General features: G+C 74.3%; 13 protein-coding genes. 7 read left to right on the top strand and 6 right to left on the bottom strand.

Annotated features, from left to right (window positions below; translation table 11 throughout):
* Window positions 1–235: 235 nt before the first annotated feature.
* The 5 genes from ACFWUQ_RS23140 to ACFWUQ_RS23120 all read left to right on the top strand — a co-directional run bounded on the left by ACFWUQ_RS23140 (window position 236) and on the right by ACFWUQ_RS23120 (window position 5,618).
* On the top strand, window positions 236–1,216 hold the full coding sequence (locus ACFWUQ_RS23140; protein WP_384541094.1) for a hypothetical protein: 981 nt from the start codon (window positions 236–238) through the stop codon (window positions 1,214–1,216).
* 124 nt (window positions 1,217–1,340) lie between these two features.
* Window positions 1,341–2,873: an amino acid permease gene (locus tag ACFWUQ_RS23135; protein ID WP_384541091.1), complete on the top strand. Its 1,533-nt coding sequence runs from the start codon at window positions 1,341–1,343 to the stop codon at window positions 2,871–2,873.
* Between the two features lie 91 nt (window positions 2,874–2,964).
* Window positions 2,965–4,512, top strand: a complete 1,548-nt coding sequence (locus tag ACFWUQ_RS23130; protein ID WP_384541089.1) for a hypothetical protein — start codon at window positions 2,965–2,967, stop codon at window positions 4,510–4,512.
* Between the two features lie 244 nt (window positions 4,513–4,756).
* Window positions 4,757–5,173 (top strand): ATP-binding protein, encoded by a 417-nt coding sequence (locus tag ACFWUQ_RS23125; RefSeq protein ID WP_384541117.1) that lies wholly within the window; start codon window positions 4,757–4,759, stop codon window positions 5,171–5,173.
* A gap of 82 nt (window positions 5,174–5,255) precedes the next feature.
* A complete protein-coding gene (locus ACFWUQ_RS23120; RefSeq protein ID WP_384541086.1) occupies window positions 5,256–5,618 on the top strand; it encodes a DUF4180 domain-containing protein in 363 nt (120 codons plus the stop codon).
* A 40-nt stretch (window positions 5,619–5,658) separates the two neighbouring features.
* Here ACFWUQ_RS23120 and ACFWUQ_RS23115 read toward each other — a convergent pair whose 3' ends face one another.
* The 5 genes from ACFWUQ_RS23115 to ACFWUQ_RS23095 form a co-directional block, all read right to left on the bottom strand.
* The gene (locus tag ACFWUQ_RS23115; protein WP_384541083.1) at window positions 5,659–8,367 is read right to left on the bottom strand and encodes a SpoIIE family protein phosphatase; all 2,709 of its coding nucleotides are present in this window, start codon (window positions 8,365–8,367) and stop codon (window positions 5,659–5,661) included.
* Window positions 8,368–8,451: 84 nt separating this feature from the next.
* A complete protein-coding gene (locus ACFWUQ_RS23110) occupies window positions 8,452–10,260 on the bottom strand; it encodes a VanW family protein (RefSeq protein ID WP_384541079.1) in 1,809 nt (602 codons plus the stop codon).
* A 220-nt stretch (window positions 10,261–10,480) separates the two neighbouring features.
* Complete coding sequence (locus tag ACFWUQ_RS23105; RefSeq protein WP_384541076.1) at window positions 10,481–12,661, bottom strand: bifunctional serine/threonine-protein kinase/ABC transporter substrate-binding protein; 2,181 nt, start codon at window positions 12,659–12,661, stop codon at window positions 10,481–10,483.
* Window positions 12,662–12,667: 6 nt separating this feature from the next.
* Complete coding sequence (locus ACFWUQ_RS23100; protein WP_384541073.1) at window positions 12,668–14,809, bottom strand: bifunctional serine/threonine-protein kinase/ABC transporter substrate-binding protein; 2,142 nt, start codon at window positions 14,807–14,809, stop codon at window positions 12,668–12,670.
* Window positions 14,809–15,642, bottom strand: a complete 834-nt coding sequence (locus ACFWUQ_RS23095) for a hypothetical protein (protein ID WP_384541071.1) — start codon at window positions 15,640–15,642, stop codon at window positions 14,809–14,811. Before ACFWUQ_RS23095 ends, ACFWUQ_RS23100 begins: the two co-directional genes overlap by 1 nt.
* Before the next feature lie 287 nt (window positions 15,643–15,929).
* Between ACFWUQ_RS23095 and ACFWUQ_RS23090 the strand changes: the two genes are divergently transcribed.
* Window positions 15,930–18,035, top strand: coding sequence for a SpoIIE family protein phosphatase (locus ACFWUQ_RS23090; protein ID WP_384541068.1), 2,106 nt, complete (start codon window positions 15,930–15,932; stop codon window positions 18,033–18,035).
* A gap of 94 nt (window positions 18,036–18,129) precedes the next feature.
* Here the strand turns inward: ACFWUQ_RS23090 and ACFWUQ_RS23085 are convergent, their stop codons facing one another.
* Entirely contained in the window at window positions 18,130–18,333 is a 204-nt protein-coding gene (locus tag ACFWUQ_RS23085) for a hypothetical protein (protein WP_384541066.1), read from the bottom strand.
* Between the two features lie 316 nt (window positions 18,334–18,649).
* Between ACFWUQ_RS23085 and ACFWUQ_RS23080 the strand changes: the two genes are divergently transcribed.
* Window positions 18,650–18,880: a DUF6296 family protein gene (locus ACFWUQ_RS23080; protein WP_384541064.1), complete on the top strand. Its 231-nt coding sequence runs from the start codon at window positions 18,650–18,652 to the stop codon at window positions 18,878–18,880.
* Window positions 18,881–18,940 lie beyond the last annotated feature (60 nt).

Here is an 18,940-nt window from a genome sequence, read left to right as displayed (position 1 = left end):
GCGCGTGGCTTGATACTTGCGTTCGAACAGGAATGTGGATGCGGATGCTTTTCGTCGCCCTATAGTGATCGCCGATCAACGGGAAGGACGCCGACCGGGGGTCAACGGCACCACTGCGGGGGCGGCGGGCGAGCGTCCGCAGGACCCGCCTCCCCCTTCACGCGATCCGAGGACCGATGACCACGACCACCGCAGGAGGCGCCCGTCGCGGCCGCCCGTCGACCGGGACGGGGTGATGGCCGGCGGCGATTTCCGGCCCGTCTACCACCCCGCCGGTCACGACCACGAGCTGCGTGTCGCGGTGCAGGATCTGCGCACCGGCCGCTGGCTGTCGATGGCGCAGTTACTCGGGCGCACGGGCGACTGGGGCCTGTGGACCCAGCGGACGCAGGTCCTGGCCGCGGTCGCCGCCGGATCCGATGTGGTCGACGCCTGGCGGACCGAGGACCCGCACAGCCTCCCCGCGGCCGTGATGCACACCCGCGTCAGCGTCGAACGCGCCGTCCGCGCCCACCGCGCCGGCCACCCCCGCACCCGTGAGCTGTGGCAGCAGGCCTGGGAGGCCTGCCGGTCCACCGCCGGCGCCAGTCCCGGCGATCCCGTGCCGTGGATCTGCCTGCTCGCCCTGGCCCTCCTCGACGAGGGCGGCCTGATGGCCGAGCACCGCCTCCCGGCGCCGGCGCCGACGCTTCCCCCCGGGCCCTGGGGCATCCTCGCGGAGGCCGACCAGCGGGACCCGTACAACCGCGAGGCGTACCACCGGATGCTCCAGTTCCTGTACGCCCGTACGCCCGGTCCGCTCTCCGAGGCCGCCAACTTCGCTCAGTGGGGCGCCCGTTCGGCGCCGCCCGGCTCCGCCGTGCACGTCCTGCCGCTGTACGTGCGGGTGGAGCGCTACCGCCGCGAGCGCGGCCAGGAGCGGGCCCTGGACCTGCACTGGGTCGCCGAGGACGCCATCCGCGAGGCCGCCCACGCCCTCGACGCCTGGTTCCGGCACGCCTCCCCGCGGCATGCCTCCCCGCTCGACCTCGGCCACCTCGCCCATGCCCTGTGGGGAGGCCTCCAGTTCGAGGAGGCGGCCCGGGTCTTCGACGCGATCGGCCGCTACTGGACCACCCTGCCCTGGGCCTACCGGACCCCCGATCCGTCGGACCCCGCACTGGCCGAGGAGGTGTTCCTGCGCGCCAGAACCCGCAGCCTGGCCGACCGGGACTGAGGTCCCGCCTCCCCGGGCCGCACGCTCGGGGCGACGCCCTTACGGCGGCGCCCGCCTCTCGCACGTTCCGCCACTCCCGCGCTCCACCCCCGTCCCGTACTCCCTCACCCCCGGAGGTACCGCCATGTCCCGCACCGCGTGGGCCGCTCGCCAGGACCGCAAGTCCCCACCCCGCCAGGACGAGGAGGAACGGCTGAGGGAACTCGGCTACCAGCCGGTCCTCGCCCGCCGGATGGGCGGATTCGGCAACTTCGCGATCAGCTTCTCGGTGATATCCGTCCTCTCCGGCTGCATGACCCTCTACGGCTTCGGCCTCGGTACCGGCGGACCGGCCGTCATGCTGTGGGGCTGGGTCGGCGTCGGCCTCTTCGTCCTCTGCGTGGGCCTGGCCCTGGCCGAGGTGACCAGCGCCTACCCCACCTCGGGGGCGCTGTACTACATGGCCGACCGCCTCGGCGGCCGGCGCTGGGGCTGGTACACGGGCTGGCTGAACCTGCTCGGCCTGCTCGGCGCCATCGCCGGCATCGACTACGGCGCCGCCCTGTTCACCGGGGCCTTCCTCAACCTCCAGTTCGGCTTCGTACCCACCCCGGGCTCGACCTTCCTGATCTTCCTGTGCATCCTGCTGCTGCACGCCGTGCTCAACCTCTTCGGCGTCCGCCTGGTCAGTGTGCTGAACTCGATCAGCGTCTGGTGGCACCTCACCGGAGTCGCGGTCATCGTCGGCGCCCTGGCGTTCGTCCCCGACCGCCACCAGTCGCCGTCCTTCGTGTTCACCGAGTTCGTCAACGACACCGGCTGGGCCAACCCGTTCTACGTGGCGGCGGTCGGCCTCCTGCTCGCCCAGTACACCTTCTCCGGGTACGACGCCTCCGCACACCTGTCGGAGGAGACCTCGAACGCGTCCGTCTCCGCCGCCAAGGGCATCGTCCGCGCCATCTGGGTCTCCTGGATCGCCGGATTCGCCCTCCTCGCGGGCCTCACCTTCGCCATCCAGGACTACGCGGCCGTCCAGAACAGCGCCACCGGCGTCCCGCCCGCCCAGATCTTCCTCGACGCCCTGGGATCCGGCGGCGCCACCGCCCTGCTACTCGTCGTGATCGTCGCGCAGCTCTTCTGCGGCAACGCCGAGGTCGCCGCCGCGAGCCGGATGGTCTTCGCGTTCAGCCGCGACAACGCCCTCCCCGGCTCCGCCCTGTGGCGCAAGGTCAGCGGCCGTACCCAGACACCCGTCCCCGCCGTATGGCTCGCCGTCGCCGTCGCGGCCGTGCTCGCGCTGCCCTCGCTCTACTCCGCCACCGCGTACGGGGCCGTGACCGCCATCAACGTCATCGGCATCACACCGGCCTACGCCATCCCGATCTACCTGCGGCTGCGCGCCGGCAACCGCTTCGAGCCCGGCCCGTGGAGCCTGGGCCGCTGGAGCAAGCCGATCGGCTGGATCGCGGTCGTCTGGGTCGCCGTCGTCACCGTCCTGTTCTGCCTGCCGCAGAAGTCCCCCGTCACCGTCGACTCGATGAACTACGCGGTGATCGCCCTGGCGGCGGTCCTGGTCCTGTCCAGCGTGTGGTGGTACGTCGCGCGGCGCTCGTACGGGACCCCGTCGGCGTACGGCAACGCCCGCGAGCAGGCGGAGATCGCCGAGGGCGTCGTCTGAGCCCCGAGCCCGTCCCGCCGGGCCCGCCGGCCTGCTGACACACCCCGGCCCGGCGTGGACAATCGTGCCAACTGACACTCGGGGGGCACTGATGGGTCGGGCACTGACAGGTCGGGCACTGCGCATCGCGATACCCGTTCTCCTGGCGGCCGCGGCGCTCTGGTACGCGTCGTACGCCACCACGGTCGCGGCCTGGGAGCTGCGGAAGCTGTTCTCCTGGCTGGCCGCGCCGCTGGCCGCCGCCGGCGTCGTCGTCCTGCCGTGGCTTGCGGTGCGGCGGCTGCGCGGGGGCGGGGCGGCCGCCGGGGGCGGGGCGGCCGCACCGGGGTGCGTGGCCGCGGTGCTGGGGCTGGGGGTCGCGGCCGGGTGGCTGGTGTACGGGGCGTACCTCCAGGACCGGGCGTACATGGACGACGTGCGGATCGTGTCCGAGCCGCTGCCCGAGTTGGCCGCGCGCTCCCCCTACCTGGTCGGCAGGGCTCAGGCCGCCCCGCATCTCGGTGATGTCACCGGTGAGATCTTCGACGTCACCTACCTGCCCGACGCGGACCGGTTCTCCACGCTGGTCGAGCGGCGCGGCTGGCTGTCGGGGTACGAGGTCGGCCTCGTGCAGGACATTCCGCTGGGCGGCAACGGCCGCGACCAGACCCGCTGCTCGTTCGACGTGGAGACGGCGGACGCCCGCATCGGCGGGTGGTTCCACCACAACCTCGGCCGGAAGATCTCGGCGCAGCGGCGCTGGGTCCGCTTCGAGGCGTCCGACGCCTACGTGACCTGCTCGGGCGACACCCCGGTCGTGGTCGTGCCGCTCAAGCGCCAGACCGGCTTCCTGGTGGTGACCGAGCGGCCCGCCGGAGTGGCGCTCTACGACGGACGGACCGGAAGGCTCACGATCACCGCCGACACCACGGCGGTGCCCGGACCGTCGTATCCGCTGAGCCTCGCGTCACGCCAGCGGGAGGCGACCGCCGCGGTCGGCAGCTTCACCGACTGGTTCTTCGAACGCAGCGGCTGGGACGCCTCCGAGGACGGTGCCAACAAGGGCAACGAGTCGGAGTTCGCCCTGCGGTACCGCGCCGCCGCCGGGGGAAGCGCGTACGTCACCCCGCTCACCCCGCAGGGGGAGGCCAGCTCCGTCGTCGCCGTGTCGACCGTGCCGACCCGTCACCAGGGCGGCGGGCTCGCTCCGATGACCGTCCACCGGCTCAGTCCGACCTGGTCCTCGCCGGAGGCCCTGGTCGAACTCATCAAGGCCGAGTACCGGGACGTGTGCTGCTACAACGAGGACCGGGTGTTCGAGGTCGTGCCCACCGGTGGCAGCACCTGGACGGCCACGCTCGGCAGCGAGCAGAACATCCGCTACCGGGTGGAGGGCCGGGGCCAGGTCGCCGGACGCGAGGCCACCTGTCTGAAGACCGCCGACGGAGCGCTCGTCCGGTGCGCGTACGCGGTACCCGGTTCGCCCGAGGAGCAGGAACTCGCCCGCCGGGAGCGGGAGAAGCAGAAGCCGAAGGAGGAGACCCCGCCGAATCCGGGGGAGGTCGGCGACCTCGCCGGCTACACCCCCGAACAACTGGCCGAACTGCAGCGGCGGCTGTCCGAGGAGGTCGTCCGCCGGCTGGGGAAGGGACGGGAGTGAAGGGGCGAAAGCCCGTACGGGGGTTTCGGCGGCGGTCTGGCGGTCACACGCGGGGAAGTCACGGTCCGCGAGGAGAGGAGTACCCCATGGCAACCATGGTTCTGCTGATCGCGCCGATACTGCTGGCCCTGCTGCTCGTCAACCGGCGGCACGGCCACCATGCCCGGCACCGCGCCGGCCGCGTCTGAGACGGAGCCCGCACGGACGAGAGGGAAGGTAGGTGGGTGCGTTGTCGCTCCGCGCGATGGGATGGGCCAAGTCGTTCCCGGTCAGCCGGGGAGTCCGCGAGGCCCGGCGCTGGACCCTGGAGCACCTCGATTCGTTGAAGTGGAGCGCGGACGCCCCGGACACCGTCCACTCCATCCTGCTGACGGTGTCCGAACTGGTCACGAACGCGCACCTGCACGCACGGAGCAGCGCCCAGCTGGTGCTGACGTGGGACGGCCGGTGCCTGCACGTCAGCGTCGCCGACAGCGACCCCTGCCTTCCCGCTCCGCGCGAGGCCTCCTCGGGGGCGACCTCCGGACGGGGTATGGCCATCATCGACGCGCTCGCCGACGCCTGGGACGCCCACGCCTTCCACGGCGGCAAGACCATCACGGCCTGCTTCCGTCCCCTGGACGACCCCACACCGCGCTGCGGCCCCGCGCGATCCCGCTGAATCCCGGACGAGGACGTCCTGGGCGGGGCGGCGCGGGATATGGCGTGGCCCCCGCGCGCCCCCTGCACTAGCCTCCACGTCCATGGCGACCTTGCAGACGATTCATGACGTACCCGTGCTGGTGTGCCCCGCCGAGGGCGACCGGATCAGCGGGGAGCGCGACGTCCTGGACCTTGTCGGCAACGCCTCCTACCAGGGCGCCCAGTGGATCGTCATTCCCGCCGAGCGGTTCGACGAGGCGTTCTTCCAGCTGAGCACACGGGTCGCCGGGGACATCCTGCAGAAGTTCGTCAACTTCCGCATGGGCCTGGCGGTGGTCGGCGACATCTCCTGCCACACGGACGCCAGCCAGGCGCTACGGGACTTCGTCCGCGAGTGCAACCGGGGCCGCCAGACGTGGTTCCTCACCGGAGTCGGGGAATTCCGGGAGCGGCTCGGCGGCTGACGGCCTGACCCCGCGGCCTCGCCGCGCCTGCGAAGGCGCGTCAGAGGGGGTCCACGTCCAGGAAGTCCGTGAGGTCGGGGGCCGCGGCCTCCGAGGGGCCGTGGGGCGACTGCTCGGCCCAGATGACCTTGGCCTCGGGTGTGTACCGGGTGCCCCAGCGCTCGCTGACCTGGGCCACCAGGAACAGCCCGCGTCCGCCCTCGTCCGTGGTGGCGGCGTAGCGCAGGTGCGGGGCGGTACTGCTGGCGTCCCACACCTCGCAGGTCAGCGTGTGGTCGTACAGCAGTCGGACCCGGACCGGAGCGCTGCCGTGCCGCAGCGCGTTGGTGACCAGCTCGCTGAGGATGAGTTCCGTGGCGAAGGCGAGATCCGGCAGCTCCCACGCGTCGAGCTGCTTGGAGGCGGCGTTGCGCACCACGCCGACCGCACTCGGCTCGAACGGCACGTCCCACTGCGCGACCCGCTCCGCGCCGAGGACCCTCGTACGCGCGATGAGCAGGGCGACGTCGTCGGTGGGCTTGGCCGGGAGCAGGATGTCGAGCACGGCGTCGAGGCTCTCGCGGGGGTCCCGGCCGGGCCGCGACAGGGCCCCGCGCAGGAGCTCCAGCCCCTCGCCGATGTCCCGGCTCCGCTCCTCGACGAGGCCGTCCGTGTACAGGACGAGCTGGCTGCCCTCCTCCAGGTACAGCTCCGCGGTCTCGAACGGCATGCCGCCCAGCCCCAGCGGGGGCCCGGCGGGCAGTTCCAGGATCTCCGTGGTGCCGTCGGGGGCGACCACCAGGGGCGGCAGGTGCCCCGCCCGGGCCACGGCGCAGCGGCGGGAGACGGGGTCGTAGACGGCGTAGAGGCAGGTCGCCCCGAGGACTCCCCCGTTCGCCTCGTCGCCGCCCCCGTCCTGGTCGTGGTCGATGCGCTGCACGAGGTCGTCCAGCCGGGCCAGGATCTCGTCGGGCGGCAGGTCGAGGGAGGAGAAGTTGTGGACGGCCGTACGCAGCCGTCCCATGGTGGCCGCGGCGTGCAGGCCGTGCCCGACGACGTCGCCCACGACCAGGGCGACGCGGCTGCCCGGCAGCGGGATGACGTCGAACCAGTCGCCGCCCACACCGGACTGGGCGGGCAGGTAGAAGTGGGCCACGTCCACGGCGCTCTGCTCGGGCAGTGCGCGCGGCAACAGGCTGCGCTGGAGGGTCACGGCGAGGGCGTGCTCGCGGGTGTAGCGGCGGGCGTTGTCCATGCTGACCGCCGCGCGGGCGACGAGTTCCTCGGCCAGGGACAGCTCGTCCTCGTCGAAGGGCTCGGGTTTCTGCGACCGCCAGAAGTTGACCACTCCGAGGACGACGCCCCGGGCCGTGAGGGGGGCCGCGATGAGCGAGTGGATTCCGTAGTCGACGATGGCCTGGGCGCGCGGCGGGTCCTGGGCGTGCCAGCCGGGGGCCTCGGACAGGTGGGGCACCAGTTCCGCCCGGCCGGTGCCGTAGCCCCGCGCCTGCGGGGTGGACGGCAGGAAGTCGATCAGCCGGCCCCGCGGGTAGAGGGGGTGGTCGGAGGTGATGCCGCTGACGGCGGTGCGCCGCATGTCGGCTCCCGGGCCCGGCTCGTCGCCGTCGAGCACCTGTTCGGCGAGGTCGACGGTGACGTAGTCCGCGAAGCGGGGGACGGCGACGGCGGCCAGCTCCTCGGCCGTGCGCACCACGTCGAGGCTGGTGCCGACCTCGCCGCCCGCGTCGTACAGCAGCTTGAGGCGCCTGCGGGCCGTCTCCGCCCGGCTCGTGAGGATCTGCATCTCGGTGGAGTCACGGATGGTGATCGCGCTGCCTTCGGGGCGGCCCCGGGGGTGGGTGGGCCGCTGGTTGACGACGAGCAGGCGGTCTCCCGCCTCCAGTACCTCGTCGGTGGCCTCCCGGCCGGACAGCAGGAGGTCCGCCATCCGCCGGTCCAGGCAGGGGACGTCGTCGATGTGGCGTCCCTCGGCGTCCTCGGGGAGGCCGAGGAGGCGTTTGGCCTCGTCGTTCGCCAGCAGCAGCCGCCCGTCACCGTCGGTGATCAGCACTCCTTCGCGGACGGCGTGGAGCACCGCGTCGTGGTGCTCGTACATCCGGGTCATCTCCTGCGTGCCCAGGCCGTGGGTCTGGCGCCGCAGCCGCCGGCTGATCAGCGCGGTCCCGGCGGTGGCCAGGGCCAGGCCGGTGGCGATGGCGAGGATGATGACGGGGAGCTGGCGGTCGACGACGCCGGTCACGTTCTCGACGGTGAGGCCCGCCGACACCAGCGCGATGACCTCGCCGTCGGCCGAGGTGACCGGCACCACGGCCTGGATCTCCTTGCCGAGGGGGCCGTCCACGCTCTCGGTGTGGACCTCTCCGGCGAGCGAGGGCTCGATGGTCCCGACGAAGCGTTCGCCGATGCGGTCGGGCTGGGGGTGGGTGTAGCGGATGCCGTCGGTGTCCATCACGACGATGAAGTCCACCCCGGCGTCCTCGCGGGTCCGCTCGGTGAGGGGTTGGAGGACCGCGGAGGGGTCGGGCGCCGCCAGCGCCTCCTCCAGCCCCAGGGAGTGGGCGAAGGTCTCGGCGACGGCCACCGACCGGTTGCGTGCCTCGCGGTCGATGTCGTGCCGTGACTGCAGGACGAGGGCCAGCAGGGAGGCCGCGGCGAGCAACACCACGATCGCCACCTGGAGGACGAAGACCTGTCCGGCGACGCTTCTGAATCTGTTGCTCAGGGGTGACCGCACCGACGTGCCCGGCACGGGTGGCAAGGAAGGGTCACGCCCCCAGTTGTAGCACTTCCGGGCGTCCGTGGCTCCCGTCGGGAACACGGCGCACCGGGAGAATCACCCGGCGTACGCGTCGGCGGGTGCGTCCGAGGGGGCCGGGCGCGGGGTCTGCGGGGTCCCCGACGGCTGCGGGGTCGCCGTGGCCTCGGGCTCGCAGGTGACCTCGTCGCGCGGCGTGTAGTGGGTCTTGAACTCCTCGTTGCGTACTTCCCGGCCGTCCTGGACGAAGACGCGGCCCACCGTCACGTCGAATCCTTCGAGCGGGGTCTGGACCTCGCAGGCGGGTCCGGCGGCCGTCCGCTTGCCGGGGGGCGTGATGTTGGTGCGCGGTCCCTTGGTGGCCCGGACCTCGTCGTACTTCTTCGTACCGAGGAGGGTGATGGTCAGCGAGGTGTCGGTGGACTCGGCCCGTACGTAGAGGGCGTGCCCTGAGTCGTTGAGCCAGCGCAGGTCGAGGGAGCCCCAGGCGACGGTGGCTTCGCGGCCCTCGGGGTAGCGCTCGATGTAGAAGGAGTGGGCGCCGTACTCGACGGGCTTGACGCCGGCGAAGAACGCCGCGTTGAACATGGTGGTGGCGACGGCGGAGACGCCTCCGCCGGGCGATTTCACGTACTGGCCGTCGTTGATCATGATGCCGTCGACGAAACCGTTCTCCGGGGTGCGCTCACCGACGGTCCGGTTGAAGCTCCACTCCTGGCCCGGGAGGACCAGGGAGCCGTTGATGAGCTCCACGGCGCGGCCGATGTTGGTGCTGCGGTACGGGGCGGCCGGGAACTCGACGGTGAAGGAGGAGACCTTCTCCTTGATGCCGAGCCGGTGGGCCTCGGCGCTCGTCAGCTCCGGCTCGACGGCCGCGGTGGCGACCTCGCCGGTGCGGGCCGTCCCGGAGCGGGTCAGCAGCGGCAGCACGGCCCGGCCCAGTGCCGCCTCGGTGACCTTGCGCCCCGTACGGCTGGACTCGCCGGGCACCACCCGGCCCTGGGCGTCGAGCTCGAACGCTGCCTCGCGCGGCTCCTCGGTGATCGCCGCGACGGGGCGGGCGACGGCGGGGTCGGCGAGCAGCCCCTTGGAGTCGAGGGCCGGCACGAGCCGGCCGCGGTCGTCGGGGTTCATCGTGAGGTGCGCGCCGAGGACGGCCGGCGGTATGGACAGCCTGTCGCCGGCCATGGTGAGCGTGACGGGGCCCGACATCGCGGGCCGCCCGAACTGGCGCATGGCGCGTCCGGTCTCGTCGGCTCCCACCCGCGGCGCCGTGCGGTCGACCGGCATCACGACGGGTCCGGGGGTGGCGTCCGCCCGCAGGTAGGCCGCGCGGAGGGTGTCCAGGGCCCGGTCCTCGGCGAGGGAGACGCCGGGCTTCGGGGTGACGGCCTTCGCCGCGCCGTCGTCGAAGGCGACGGCCCCGTCGCGCGCGGGCTGCGCCGTGCGCGCGCCGATGCGCTCGACCTCGGCCCGGGCGGTCTTCGCGTCGACGCGGACCACGGGTTCGACGTCCTGTTCGCCCGAGGTGAAGAGCCTGCTGATGACGGCGACGGGACCGTATCCGGCGTGCACCGCGCGGTCCACGGTCGCGGCGGTGTCGAAGGACAGTCCCAGCGCGGCGGGGGCGGCCTTCTCCACGTGGTCGCCGATCCGCAGGGCGAGCGGCGCCGTCGCGGCGGGGCCGAGCTCCCGGTTCAGCGTCCGGAGGGCCTCCGCGCGGGTCAGGCCGCCTATGTCCACGCCCCGGACCCGGGTGCCGGAGTCGATGTCCCCGCCGGCCACGAGCCCGGTGACGTAGAGGCCGCCCAGCCCGAGCACCAGGGCTCCGCCCGCCACCGGCAGGGCGATCCGCCAGTTACCCGTCCAGCTGCCCGCGCGTCCCATGTCTCTCCCTGTGGCGCCCGCCGGTGGACCGGCCGACCCGGGCCGCCAAAGCAGCCGGTATACGACAATTCCGAAGAATCATGATCCCTGCTGATCATGATCATTAGGGGTGAATGTAATGGTTGTCACGATCCGCATCCGCCCCGAGCGGGTCTGCGGGGCGGAGCACCCGGCACGACGGAGTTGACGGGGTCACGCCCCGGGGCGCGAGCCGGACGGGTCACGCCCCGGGGCGCACGTCCGCGTAGGGGCCCAGGTACCGGTACGCGCCGGCTTCGGCCCGGTAGAGGTGCGCGTGGCGGACCCCGGTCAGGGAGCGGGTGTAGGCGTCGAAGGTCAGCGCCTTGGACAGGCCCTGGTGCGCCACGCGGAAGATGCGCCGGCTCAGGCCCGCTCGGTCCCGGCCGTCCTCCCCGAGGGCGGTCAGGGCCGCGATGACCAGCCCCACGGCGTCGTACGCCTCGGTGGCCCAGCGGGCGGGCGGCTCCCGGTGGGCGGATCGGTGCGCGGCGACGAAGCCGGTGGCGGCCGGCACGGCCAGGGGGTCGGTGAAGAGGGCGGCGAACACCCAGCCCTCGGCGGCCGGTCCGGCCTCCGCGAGGAACGCGGGCCCCATCGCGTGCTGGAGGCCGATGCGCGCGCCCCGAAAGCCCGCGTCGGCCAGGGCGCGGGCCAGCCGGCCCGCACGTTCGGGCGAGGTGCCGGCGTGGACGACGGCCTGCGCCCCCGCCTCGACGACGGCGCGCGCGACGGCGGCGAAGTCGGCGCCGGCGCCGTCGGGCATCCGGTGGACGGTCACGGGGCCCCCTCCCGGGGGCACCTGCTGGAGCAGGCGGGTGATCCGCCAGCCGGTCCGGCCGGCGGGGTCGTCCTCGACGACGGCCGTCGCGGACGTGGGCCGCACCTGCGTGAGGTAGTGGCGTACCGGGAGGCCGAGGCCGTCGTCGGTGGGGCGGGTGGCGCACACGGTCCGCCCGTGTGCCTGCGGTGACTCGGGGGTGCTCGCCGACACCAGCAGCAGGGTCAGGTCCGCGGCCTGGCAGGCGGCGGCCACAGCCGGGACGGCCTCGTCCCAGGTGGGACCGGTGAGGGCGACGACGGCCGGGTCGGCGGCGAGCTCCGCGGCGACCCGGGTGGCGCGCGCCAGGTCGCCGCCGTCGTCCGCCGCGCGCAATGCGAGGCGGAAGACCGGTTCGGCGGTGGCGTTGTGCCGGTCCACGGCCAGCCTCATGCCCCTCTCGTGGGCCCGTCCGGTGTCCCGCCCCGGCCCGGTCAGGTCGGCGATCAGGGCGAGGGTCAGGGTCGGGAGGCTGTCGTCCCCCGGGGGCGCGGCTTCGCCGCGGCGTCGCGCGCGGGTGGCGGACCAGGCGACGGGCGCCCCTGCCGCGACGGCGGCCGCTCCGGCCAGGAGCAGCCGCCTGCGGGTGGGGCGGGGCCCGGGGCGGGGGGCGTCGACGTCGGTGGGTTCGGGGGCCGGCAGGTCCAGGGCGCGGGTGGAGAGCTCGGCGATGAGCCGGGGCAGCGGCGCGGGAAGCCAGTCGGTGTCCTCCGGCGGTGCGGGGGTGACGTGCCCGGCCGGTACCGGGGCGGGGGCCGGGGCGGGACGCAGCAGTGTCCCCAGTTCGGCGGGTGTCGGCCGCGCGGCGGGGTCCTTGGCCAGGCAGGCCGACACGGCCTCCCGCAGGGGGTCGGGAAGCCCGTCGAGCGCCGGCTCGTCGTGCACGGTGCGGAAGACCACGGCGGCCGCGTGGCCGGCGCCGAAGGGGCCGCGCCCGGTGGCCGCGTAGGCGAGGACGCAACCGAGGGAGAACACGTCGCTCTCCGGGCCGGCGGCGGGGCCGTCCGCGCGGGCCAGTTCCGGTGCGAGGTATCCCGGAGTGCCGACGATCGCGTCCGCCGCCGTGAGGGTGGTCGCCCCGGCCGCGCGGGCGATCCCGAAGTCGATCAGCCGGGGTCCGTCCGGGGCGAGCAGGACGTTGCCCGGCTTGACGTCGCGGTGGACCAGGCCGGCGGAGTGCACCTGGGTGAGCGCTTCGGCGAGCCGCGCGCCCAGCGTGCGTACGGTCGCCACGGGCAGCGGGCCGTAGCCGCCCACGGCCTCGGCCAGAGTGGGTCCGGGGACGAAGGGGGTCGCCAGCCAGGGCTCGTGCGCCTCCGGGTCGGCGGCGACCACCGGCACCACCCAGCGTCCCGTCAGCCGTCCGGCGGCCTGCGCCTCGCGGCGGAAACGGGCCCGGAAGGCCGGGTCCGCGGCGTGGTCGGCGCGGATCACCTTGACCGCGACGAGGACGCCGGCCGGGGAGCGGGCGAGGTAGACGGTGCCCATGCCGCCCGATCCCAGGCGGCCTAGCAGCCGGTTGCCGCCGATCGCGGACGGGTCGGCGGCCACGAGAGGGCGCATGCGCCGCTACTCCTCCGCGAGCGGGGTGGCCCGGCCCACGTAGCGGATCCGGCCGCCCTCCACCCGGTGGAGGTGGAAGGTGATGCCCTGCACCTGGCGCTCCTGGTCGAAGGCGTACTTCTTGGTCAGGCCCTGGTAGGTGCCCCGGGACAGGGCCGACAGCAGTGCGGCGCGGGCCGGGCGGCCGGCGTCGCGGGCGGCGGTGACGAGGCGGTCGATGACCAGCCCTGCCGCGTCGTACGCCTCCGCCGTCCAGACATCGGGGGCCGAGCCGTACGCCGCCCGGTGCGCCCGGGCCACCTCGGCGACCTCGGGGGTCTCCGGACCGGTGTAGGGCGCCACGAACTGCCATCCCTCGGCCGCCGGTCCCGCCGCGGCGAGGAATTCGGGACCGACGACGGTGTAGTCGACGGCGCGGGGTCCTCGGAACCCGGCGGCCGCCAGCGCGGCGGCCACCTGGGCGGCTCCCCGCGGGGTGCCGGTGTAGAACAGGGCCTCGATGCCCTGGGCGAGCATGTCGGCCACCACCGGGGCCAGGTCCTCGGTACCCCGCGGGACCACCCGCGGGTAGAGGGTGCCCCCGGGCGCGTACACCTCGAAGGTGCGGCTCAGGTGCAGGACGGCCTGCCAGCCCTGCGGGTCGCCGGCGCGGTCGCACAGGACGCCCACGCGCCGGATTCCCTGCTTCTCGCCCAGCTGGATGTTGAGGGCCGATCCCTGCACGAACGAAGGGGTGGAGCTCTGGAAGAAGCTGCGCCGGTCGGTCACGGCGAAGCTGATGGCCAGGGCCGAGACGGTGAGCAGGGGCAGGGCCGCCTCGCCGTAGACCTCCAGGCAGGGGGTGACCGAGTCGTTGCCGGTGGGGCCGATCACCGCGAGGACGTCCCGGTTGGCGGCCAGACCGGCGGCGGCGGCCTCCGAGCGGTCGGCCCGGCCCGCGTCGTCGGCGCTCTGGACGGTGAGGGTGAAGGGCTTGTCCGGGCGGGAGTTGAAGGCGTCGACGGCCAGCCGTACGCCGCGTTCCTGGGCCAGGCCCGCGGCCCGGCCGGGGCCCGAGAGGTCGGCGTGGACGCCGATGGTCCATTGGCGGGGCGGCGGTCCGGCCGGGGACTTCGGCGTGTCGTCGGCGAGGGCCAGCCAGGAGGCCAGTCCGCCGCCGGCGAGCAGGGCGCCGGAGCCGAGGGCGAGCACCCGGCGGCGTGACGGCGCGGGGCGCGCGCCGCCGGCCTCCGGGTCGGCGGCGGTCTCGTCGATGCCGGGCAGGGCGAGCAGCGCGGCGGCGCGTTCGGCGATGGTGGCGACGACCTCGTCGGGCAGCCAGGCGGTGCCCTCGGGCGGGGTGTCCTCGGTCAGGGCGCGGTCCACCTCGTGTGCGGTCGGCCGCTCGTCGGGGTGCTTGGCGAGGCAGCCGCGCAGGAGCGCGGTGAGCTCGGGGTCGGCGAGGACTTCGGGGCCCAGGCCCGGCTCGTCGTGGACGGTCCGGTAGAGGACGGCCTCGGCGGCGCCCGTGCCGAAGGGGAGTCGGCCGGTGGCCGCGTAGGCGAGCAGGCAGCCCAGCGAGAAGATGTCGCCGGCCGGTTCGGCGGTGCCTCCGCGCGCCTGTTCGGGGGCGAGGAATCCGGGTGTGCCGAGGACGGCGTCGGTCGAGGTCAGTGCGGTGTGCTCGCCCCCGCGCGCGATGCCGAAGTCGATGAGGCGGGGCCGGTCCCTGCCGAGCAGTACATTGCCGGGCTTCACGTCCCGGTGCACGAGGCCCTGGCCGTGCATCACCGCCAAGGCTTTGGCCATGGCTTTGCCGAGGACCCGGACCGCGCGCGGGGGCAGCGGGCCGTGGCGGGCGACGGCCTCGGCCAGGGAGGGTCCGGGGACGAAGGCGGTGGCCAGCCAGGGTGCGGAGGCGTCCGGGTCGGCTCCGGTGACACGGACCGCCCAGGGGCTGTCCACCTGGGCGGCGATGCCGGCCTCGCGGCGGAAGCGGGCCCGGAAGTCGGCCTCGTCGGCGTACTCCGCGCGGATCACCTTGACGGCGGCGAGCGCCCCGTCGTCGGTGCGGCCGAGGTAGACGACGCCCATGCCGCCGGCGCCGAGCCGGCCGAGGAGGCGGTAGCCGGCGATCCGGGAGGGGTCCGCGCGGTGCAGCGGTTCCATCAGCCCGCCTCCTTCGCGAGCGCCTGCTTGGCGTTCTGCAGCAGCTGGCTGGTGCCCTGGACGACGAGGGCGTTGAGGGCGGCGTCGGTGAAGCCCTCGGCGCCCTTGCCGGTGATGGCCACGGTGACGGGACCGAACTGCGCCTGGTGCCACAGGTAGCGGTGCGGGCCGCCGTCCTCCGTGCTGACGTACTGGCCCGACTCGCTGAAGGCGTCCTCGGTCCAGCCGTTCATCTGCTCGCCCTGGTACACCGAGGCGCCCAGCAGGTTCTTGAGCTCCTCGCCGTCGCGCAGCCGCTGGGACGGGCAGCGCAGGATCTCCTCCATGGCGCGGGCGGTCTCCCAGCCGGACTCCCGGCGGTCGTGGTGGACGGTCACCGTGGCGTTGATGCGCACCCGGCGGTGCCCGTCCCGGGCGGGGATCTGAAAGTAGCGGGTACGCGAGGCCAGGACGTCGGCGGGCGGGGCCTGGCTCTGCCAGACGCAGTCCCGGTCCAGGACGGGCCAGCGGTCCGGGTCGCTCTCGGCGGGGGTGCCGGGGACCACCTCGGGGCCCAGGGTGCCCGGGCCGATCATGATCCGGCTGAGCAGGTCCCGGGCCTCGGCGGCGCTGCGGGGCTGCTTGGCCTCGTCGAGTTCGGGGATCAGGTCGACGGCGGGGGCGGTGGGCGCCGCGGACGGGGAGCCCTGCCCGGACGTGGACGGGGCAGGGCGCGCGCCGGCGTCCCGCGCCGCGCCGCCGCCCGTACAGCCGAGGAGTACGAGCACGCCCGCCACCGCGCAGCCGAAGGCGCGCGGCACCGAGCTCCGTCCACCTGTCACCGCTTCCCCCACGCGGTGATCGTACCCCGCTGCCGTTGCGCGCAACTGGCTTACGGGAAAGGGTGGTTGGGGGTTCCCACCGCGGCCCTCCCCCGGCGTCGAACGGAGGCCGGCGGTCCGCTCGGTGAGGGCGGACCGGTGCGGGCGGCGGCACGCGTCCGGGTGGACGCGGTCCGCGTGTCGCGGTGGACCGGGTCGCAGGCCGGTGTGGGGGGCCGCAGCATGGAGGGAGGGGCCGGGACCGGACTTCGGCCGGGCCCGTCCGGTGGGCGCTTTCCGTTCGGCTGAGGAGGCCGCTGATGGCCGCTGAGCAAGCCGCTGGGGAGGCCTCCGAGCAGCCCCGGCCCGCCCTGGCGGGCATCGTCCCGGGGTCGGGCCCCCTGGCGGCGGGCGGCCTGCTGGACGTGCTGGGCGTGGCGGCCGTCGTCCTGGACGAGGAGGGCCGCATCCGGCTGTGGAGCCCGCAGGCGGAGGCGCTCTTCGGCTACACGGCGGAGGAGGCCCTGGGCAGCTTCGCGGCCCGGCTGCTGGTGGACGAGCCGGACCTGGGCACGGTGCTGGACCTGTTCGAGCGGGTGATGTCGGGCGACGGCCCGTGGGCGGGCGCCTTCGCGGTCCGGCACCGGAACGGCGGAACGGTGCTGGTGGAATTTCGCAATATGCGGCTCCAGGCCGACAACGGCCGCCTCTTCGCCCTCGGGCTCGCCACCGAACAGGCCACGCTGCGCCGCGTGGAACGCGACCTCGCCCTCTCCCTCCGCCTGGTGGACCAGTCCCCCATCGGCCTGGCGGTGCACGACACCGAGCTGCGCTACGTGCTGGTCAACCCGGCGCTGGAGCGGATCAACGGGGTACCCGCCGACCAGCACCTCGGGCGCAGGATCGGCGAGGTGCTGCCGTTCCTCGACGCCGAGTCCGTCGAGTCCCGGATGCGCGAGGTGATGGCGACCGGGGTGCCGATGCTCGACCGGTTCACCACCGGGCGGATCTCCGAGGACGCGGGCAGCGACCACGCCTGGCTGGTCTCGGTGTACCGGCTGGAGGACCAGTCCGCGCGCGTGATCGGCGTCGCCACCTCCGTGGTGGACGTCACCCAGCAGCACCTGGCGGCCGTCTCGGCCGCCCATGCCCGCCGCCGGCTGTCCCTGATCGCGGACGCCTCGGTACGCATCGGGACCACCCTCGACCTCGACATCACCGCCCGGGAACTCGCCGACGTGGCGGTACCCGAGGTCGCCGACATCGCGGCCGTCGACATCCTCGACACCATTCTGGCGGGTCCCCGGCCGGACGGGCCGGCCGATGGCGGCGCCCTGCGCTTCCGCGCCCTGGCCCTCAAGAGCGCCTACCGCAGCCCCGCCGAGGAGGCCGCCGACCCCGTGGGCGACGTCGCCTTCTACGGCCCCAGCCGCCTGGTGACCCGCTGCGCCGACACCGGACGCCCCGTCCTGCTGTCCCACGTCCGTCCCGAGGACCTGCCCCGCATCGCCCGTGACGAGGGCGCGGTGCGACTGCTCGCCGAGGCCGGTGTCCACTCCTACCTCGCGGTCCCGCTCATCGCCCGGGGACAGGTCCTCGGCGCCCTCGACCTCAAACGCGCCCGCAATCCCGAACCGTTCGGCGAGGACGACGTCCTGCTCGCCTCGGAACTCGCCGCCCGGGCCGCCGTGTCCATCGACAACGCCCGCTGGTACCAGCGGGAGCGGCACACCGCGCTCTCCCTGCAGCGGCACCTGCTGCCCCAGCACCCGCCCACGGCGGCCGGGCTGGACATCGCCTACCGCTACCAGCCGGCGGGGGTGGCGGACGAGACCGGCGGGGACTGGTTCGACGTGATCCCGCTCGCCGCGGAGCGCACCGCGCTGGTCGTCGGCGACGTGATGGGCAGCGGCATCAACGCGGCGGCGACCATGGGGCAGTTGCGCACCGCCGCCCGCACCCTGGCGCGCCTGGGACTGGAACCGGCGGCGGCGCTCACGCACCTCGACGAGGTCGCCGCGGACCTCGGGGATTCGATGGCCACCTGCGTCTTCGCGGTCTACGACCCGCACACCCGGCTGTGCCGGCTCTCCAGCGCCGGGCACCTGCCGCCCGTGCACCTGCACACGGGGCGCCACCCGGAGCTGCTGCACCTGCCCAACGCGGTGCCCCTCGGCGTGGGAGGGATCCCCTTCTCCACCACCACCGTCGTCCTGGAGCCGGGCGACGAGCTCGTCCTCTACACCGACGGGCTGGTCGAGACCCGCGACCAGGACATCGACACCCGCCTGCGCACCCTGAGCGACCTGCTGGCCGGACCGCACCGGCCGATCGAGGAGACCTGCGACCTCCTCCTGGGCGCCCTCCGGCGCCCTGACACCCACGACGACGTCGCCCTGCTCATCGCCCGTACCCGGGCCCTGTGAGGGTCGGCGGACGACTCCGGGGGGGGGCGGCGCGGGGCGGGCACCACCTGGGCACGAGCGGCGGGAGCCCGCATCGGGCCCCCGCCGCCGTAGGTCAGGCGGCGTGCGGGGTGTTCGCCGGATACGGGGGCGCGGGGGGCAGGTCGCCGGGGGCGCTTTCGGGCAGCGCGTGCAAGGTTCCGAGGACGGGGGCCGGTTCGGGTTCGCCGGGGTCGGCGAAGATCCGCTCCTCATAGCGGCCGAGCGCCAGTACGGCGCACAGCAGGAACGGGGGCACGAGGAGCACGGTGAAGATCACGGCGGTCCCTTCGGCAGAGCGGGGTCCCGGGCGCGCCCGGCCTGCTCGGAGCAGGGCCGACGCCTGAGGTGATGACTCCTCGGCGCGGGAGGCGGTGGCCTTCCTGCGAGGTCCGGCGAGGTAGGCGGAGGGATGTCGCTCGTTCACGATGCGCCCTGTCCCCGATCGGCGCAATACGGGACAGAACGACACTCTTCGAGCTCACGCGTTCGGCCCCGGGCGCCGCCCGTCCTCCCGGTGGGCGGTCCGCTCGGCGGGACCGCATCATGGCTCTGTGGGGCGGGCCCGGAAGCGGCACACGGCGAAGGGAGCCGAGATGCGCGCAGAGCGCTACGAGTTGGTGTTTCCCGACCGCCCGGAGGCGGCCCAGGACGTCGTGGTCGTCACCCGTACGGAGCAGAGCGGTCCGGGAGGCCACCCCGTGTACGCCGATCCCACGGGCATCGTCCGGGCGGAGATCAGCGACCGGGACGAGGTGCGCATGCTCCCCTCGGGCGGCGGCCAGGACCCCGTGCAGGGGGTCCGGGCCCATCCGCTGGACGACTGACAGGACGGTCGCGGTCCGACCGCCGCGCCCGGCTCCCCGTACGGCCGTCGTACGGGGAGC

Origin of the sequence: Streptomyces sp. NPDC058662, from assembly GCF_042716255.1 — a bacterium.
Taxonomy (GTDB): domain Bacteria; phylum Actinomycetota; class Actinomycetes; order Streptomycetales; family Streptomycetaceae; genus Streptomyces.
Note: the sequence above shows the minus strand (reverse complement) of the source record. Positions and strands in the feature narration are given on the sequence as shown.

Excerpts from the sequence above, each read along its gene's own strand:
- ACFWUQ_RS23140 (WP_384541094.1), top strand. The coding sequence starts at position 236 with ATGGCCGGCGGCGATTTCCGGCCCGTCTACCACCCCGCCGGTCACGAC.
- ACFWUQ_RS23135 (WP_384541091.1), top strand. The coding sequence starts at position 1,341 with ATGTCCCGCACCGCGTGGGCCGCTCGCCAGGACCGCAAGTCCCCACCC.
- ACFWUQ_RS23130 (WP_384541089.1), top strand. The coding sequence starts at position 2,965 with ATGGGTCGGGCACTGACAGGTCGGGCACTGCGCATCGCGATACCCGTT.
- ACFWUQ_RS23125 (WP_384541117.1), top strand. The coding sequence starts at position 4,757 with ATGGGATGGGCCAAGTCGTTCCCGGTCAGCCGGGGAGTCCGCGAGGCC.
- ACFWUQ_RS23120 (WP_384541086.1), top strand. The coding sequence starts at position 5,256 with ATGGCGACCTTGCAGACGATTCATGACGTACCCGTGCTGGTGTGCCCC.
- ACFWUQ_RS23110 (WP_384541079.1), bottom strand. The coding sequence starts at position 10,260 with ATGGGACGCGCGGGCAGCTGGACGGGTAACTGGCGGATCGCCCTGCCG.
- ACFWUQ_RS23105 (WP_384541076.1), bottom strand. The coding sequence starts at position 12,661 with ATGCGCCCTCTCGTGGCCGCCGACCCGTCCGCGATCGGCGGCAACCGG.
- ACFWUQ_RS23100 (WP_384541073.1), bottom strand. The coding sequence starts at position 14,809 with ATGGAACCGCTGCACCGCGCGGACCCCTCCCGGATCGCCGGCTACCGC.
- ACFWUQ_RS23090 (WP_384541068.1), top strand. The coding sequence starts at position 15,930 with ATGGCCGCTGAGCAAGCCGCTGGGGAGGCCTCCGAGCAGCCCCGGCCC.
- ACFWUQ_RS23080 (WP_384541064.1), top strand. The coding sequence starts at position 18,650 with ATGCGCGCAGAGCGCTACGAGTTGGTGTTTCCCGACCGCCCGGAGGCG.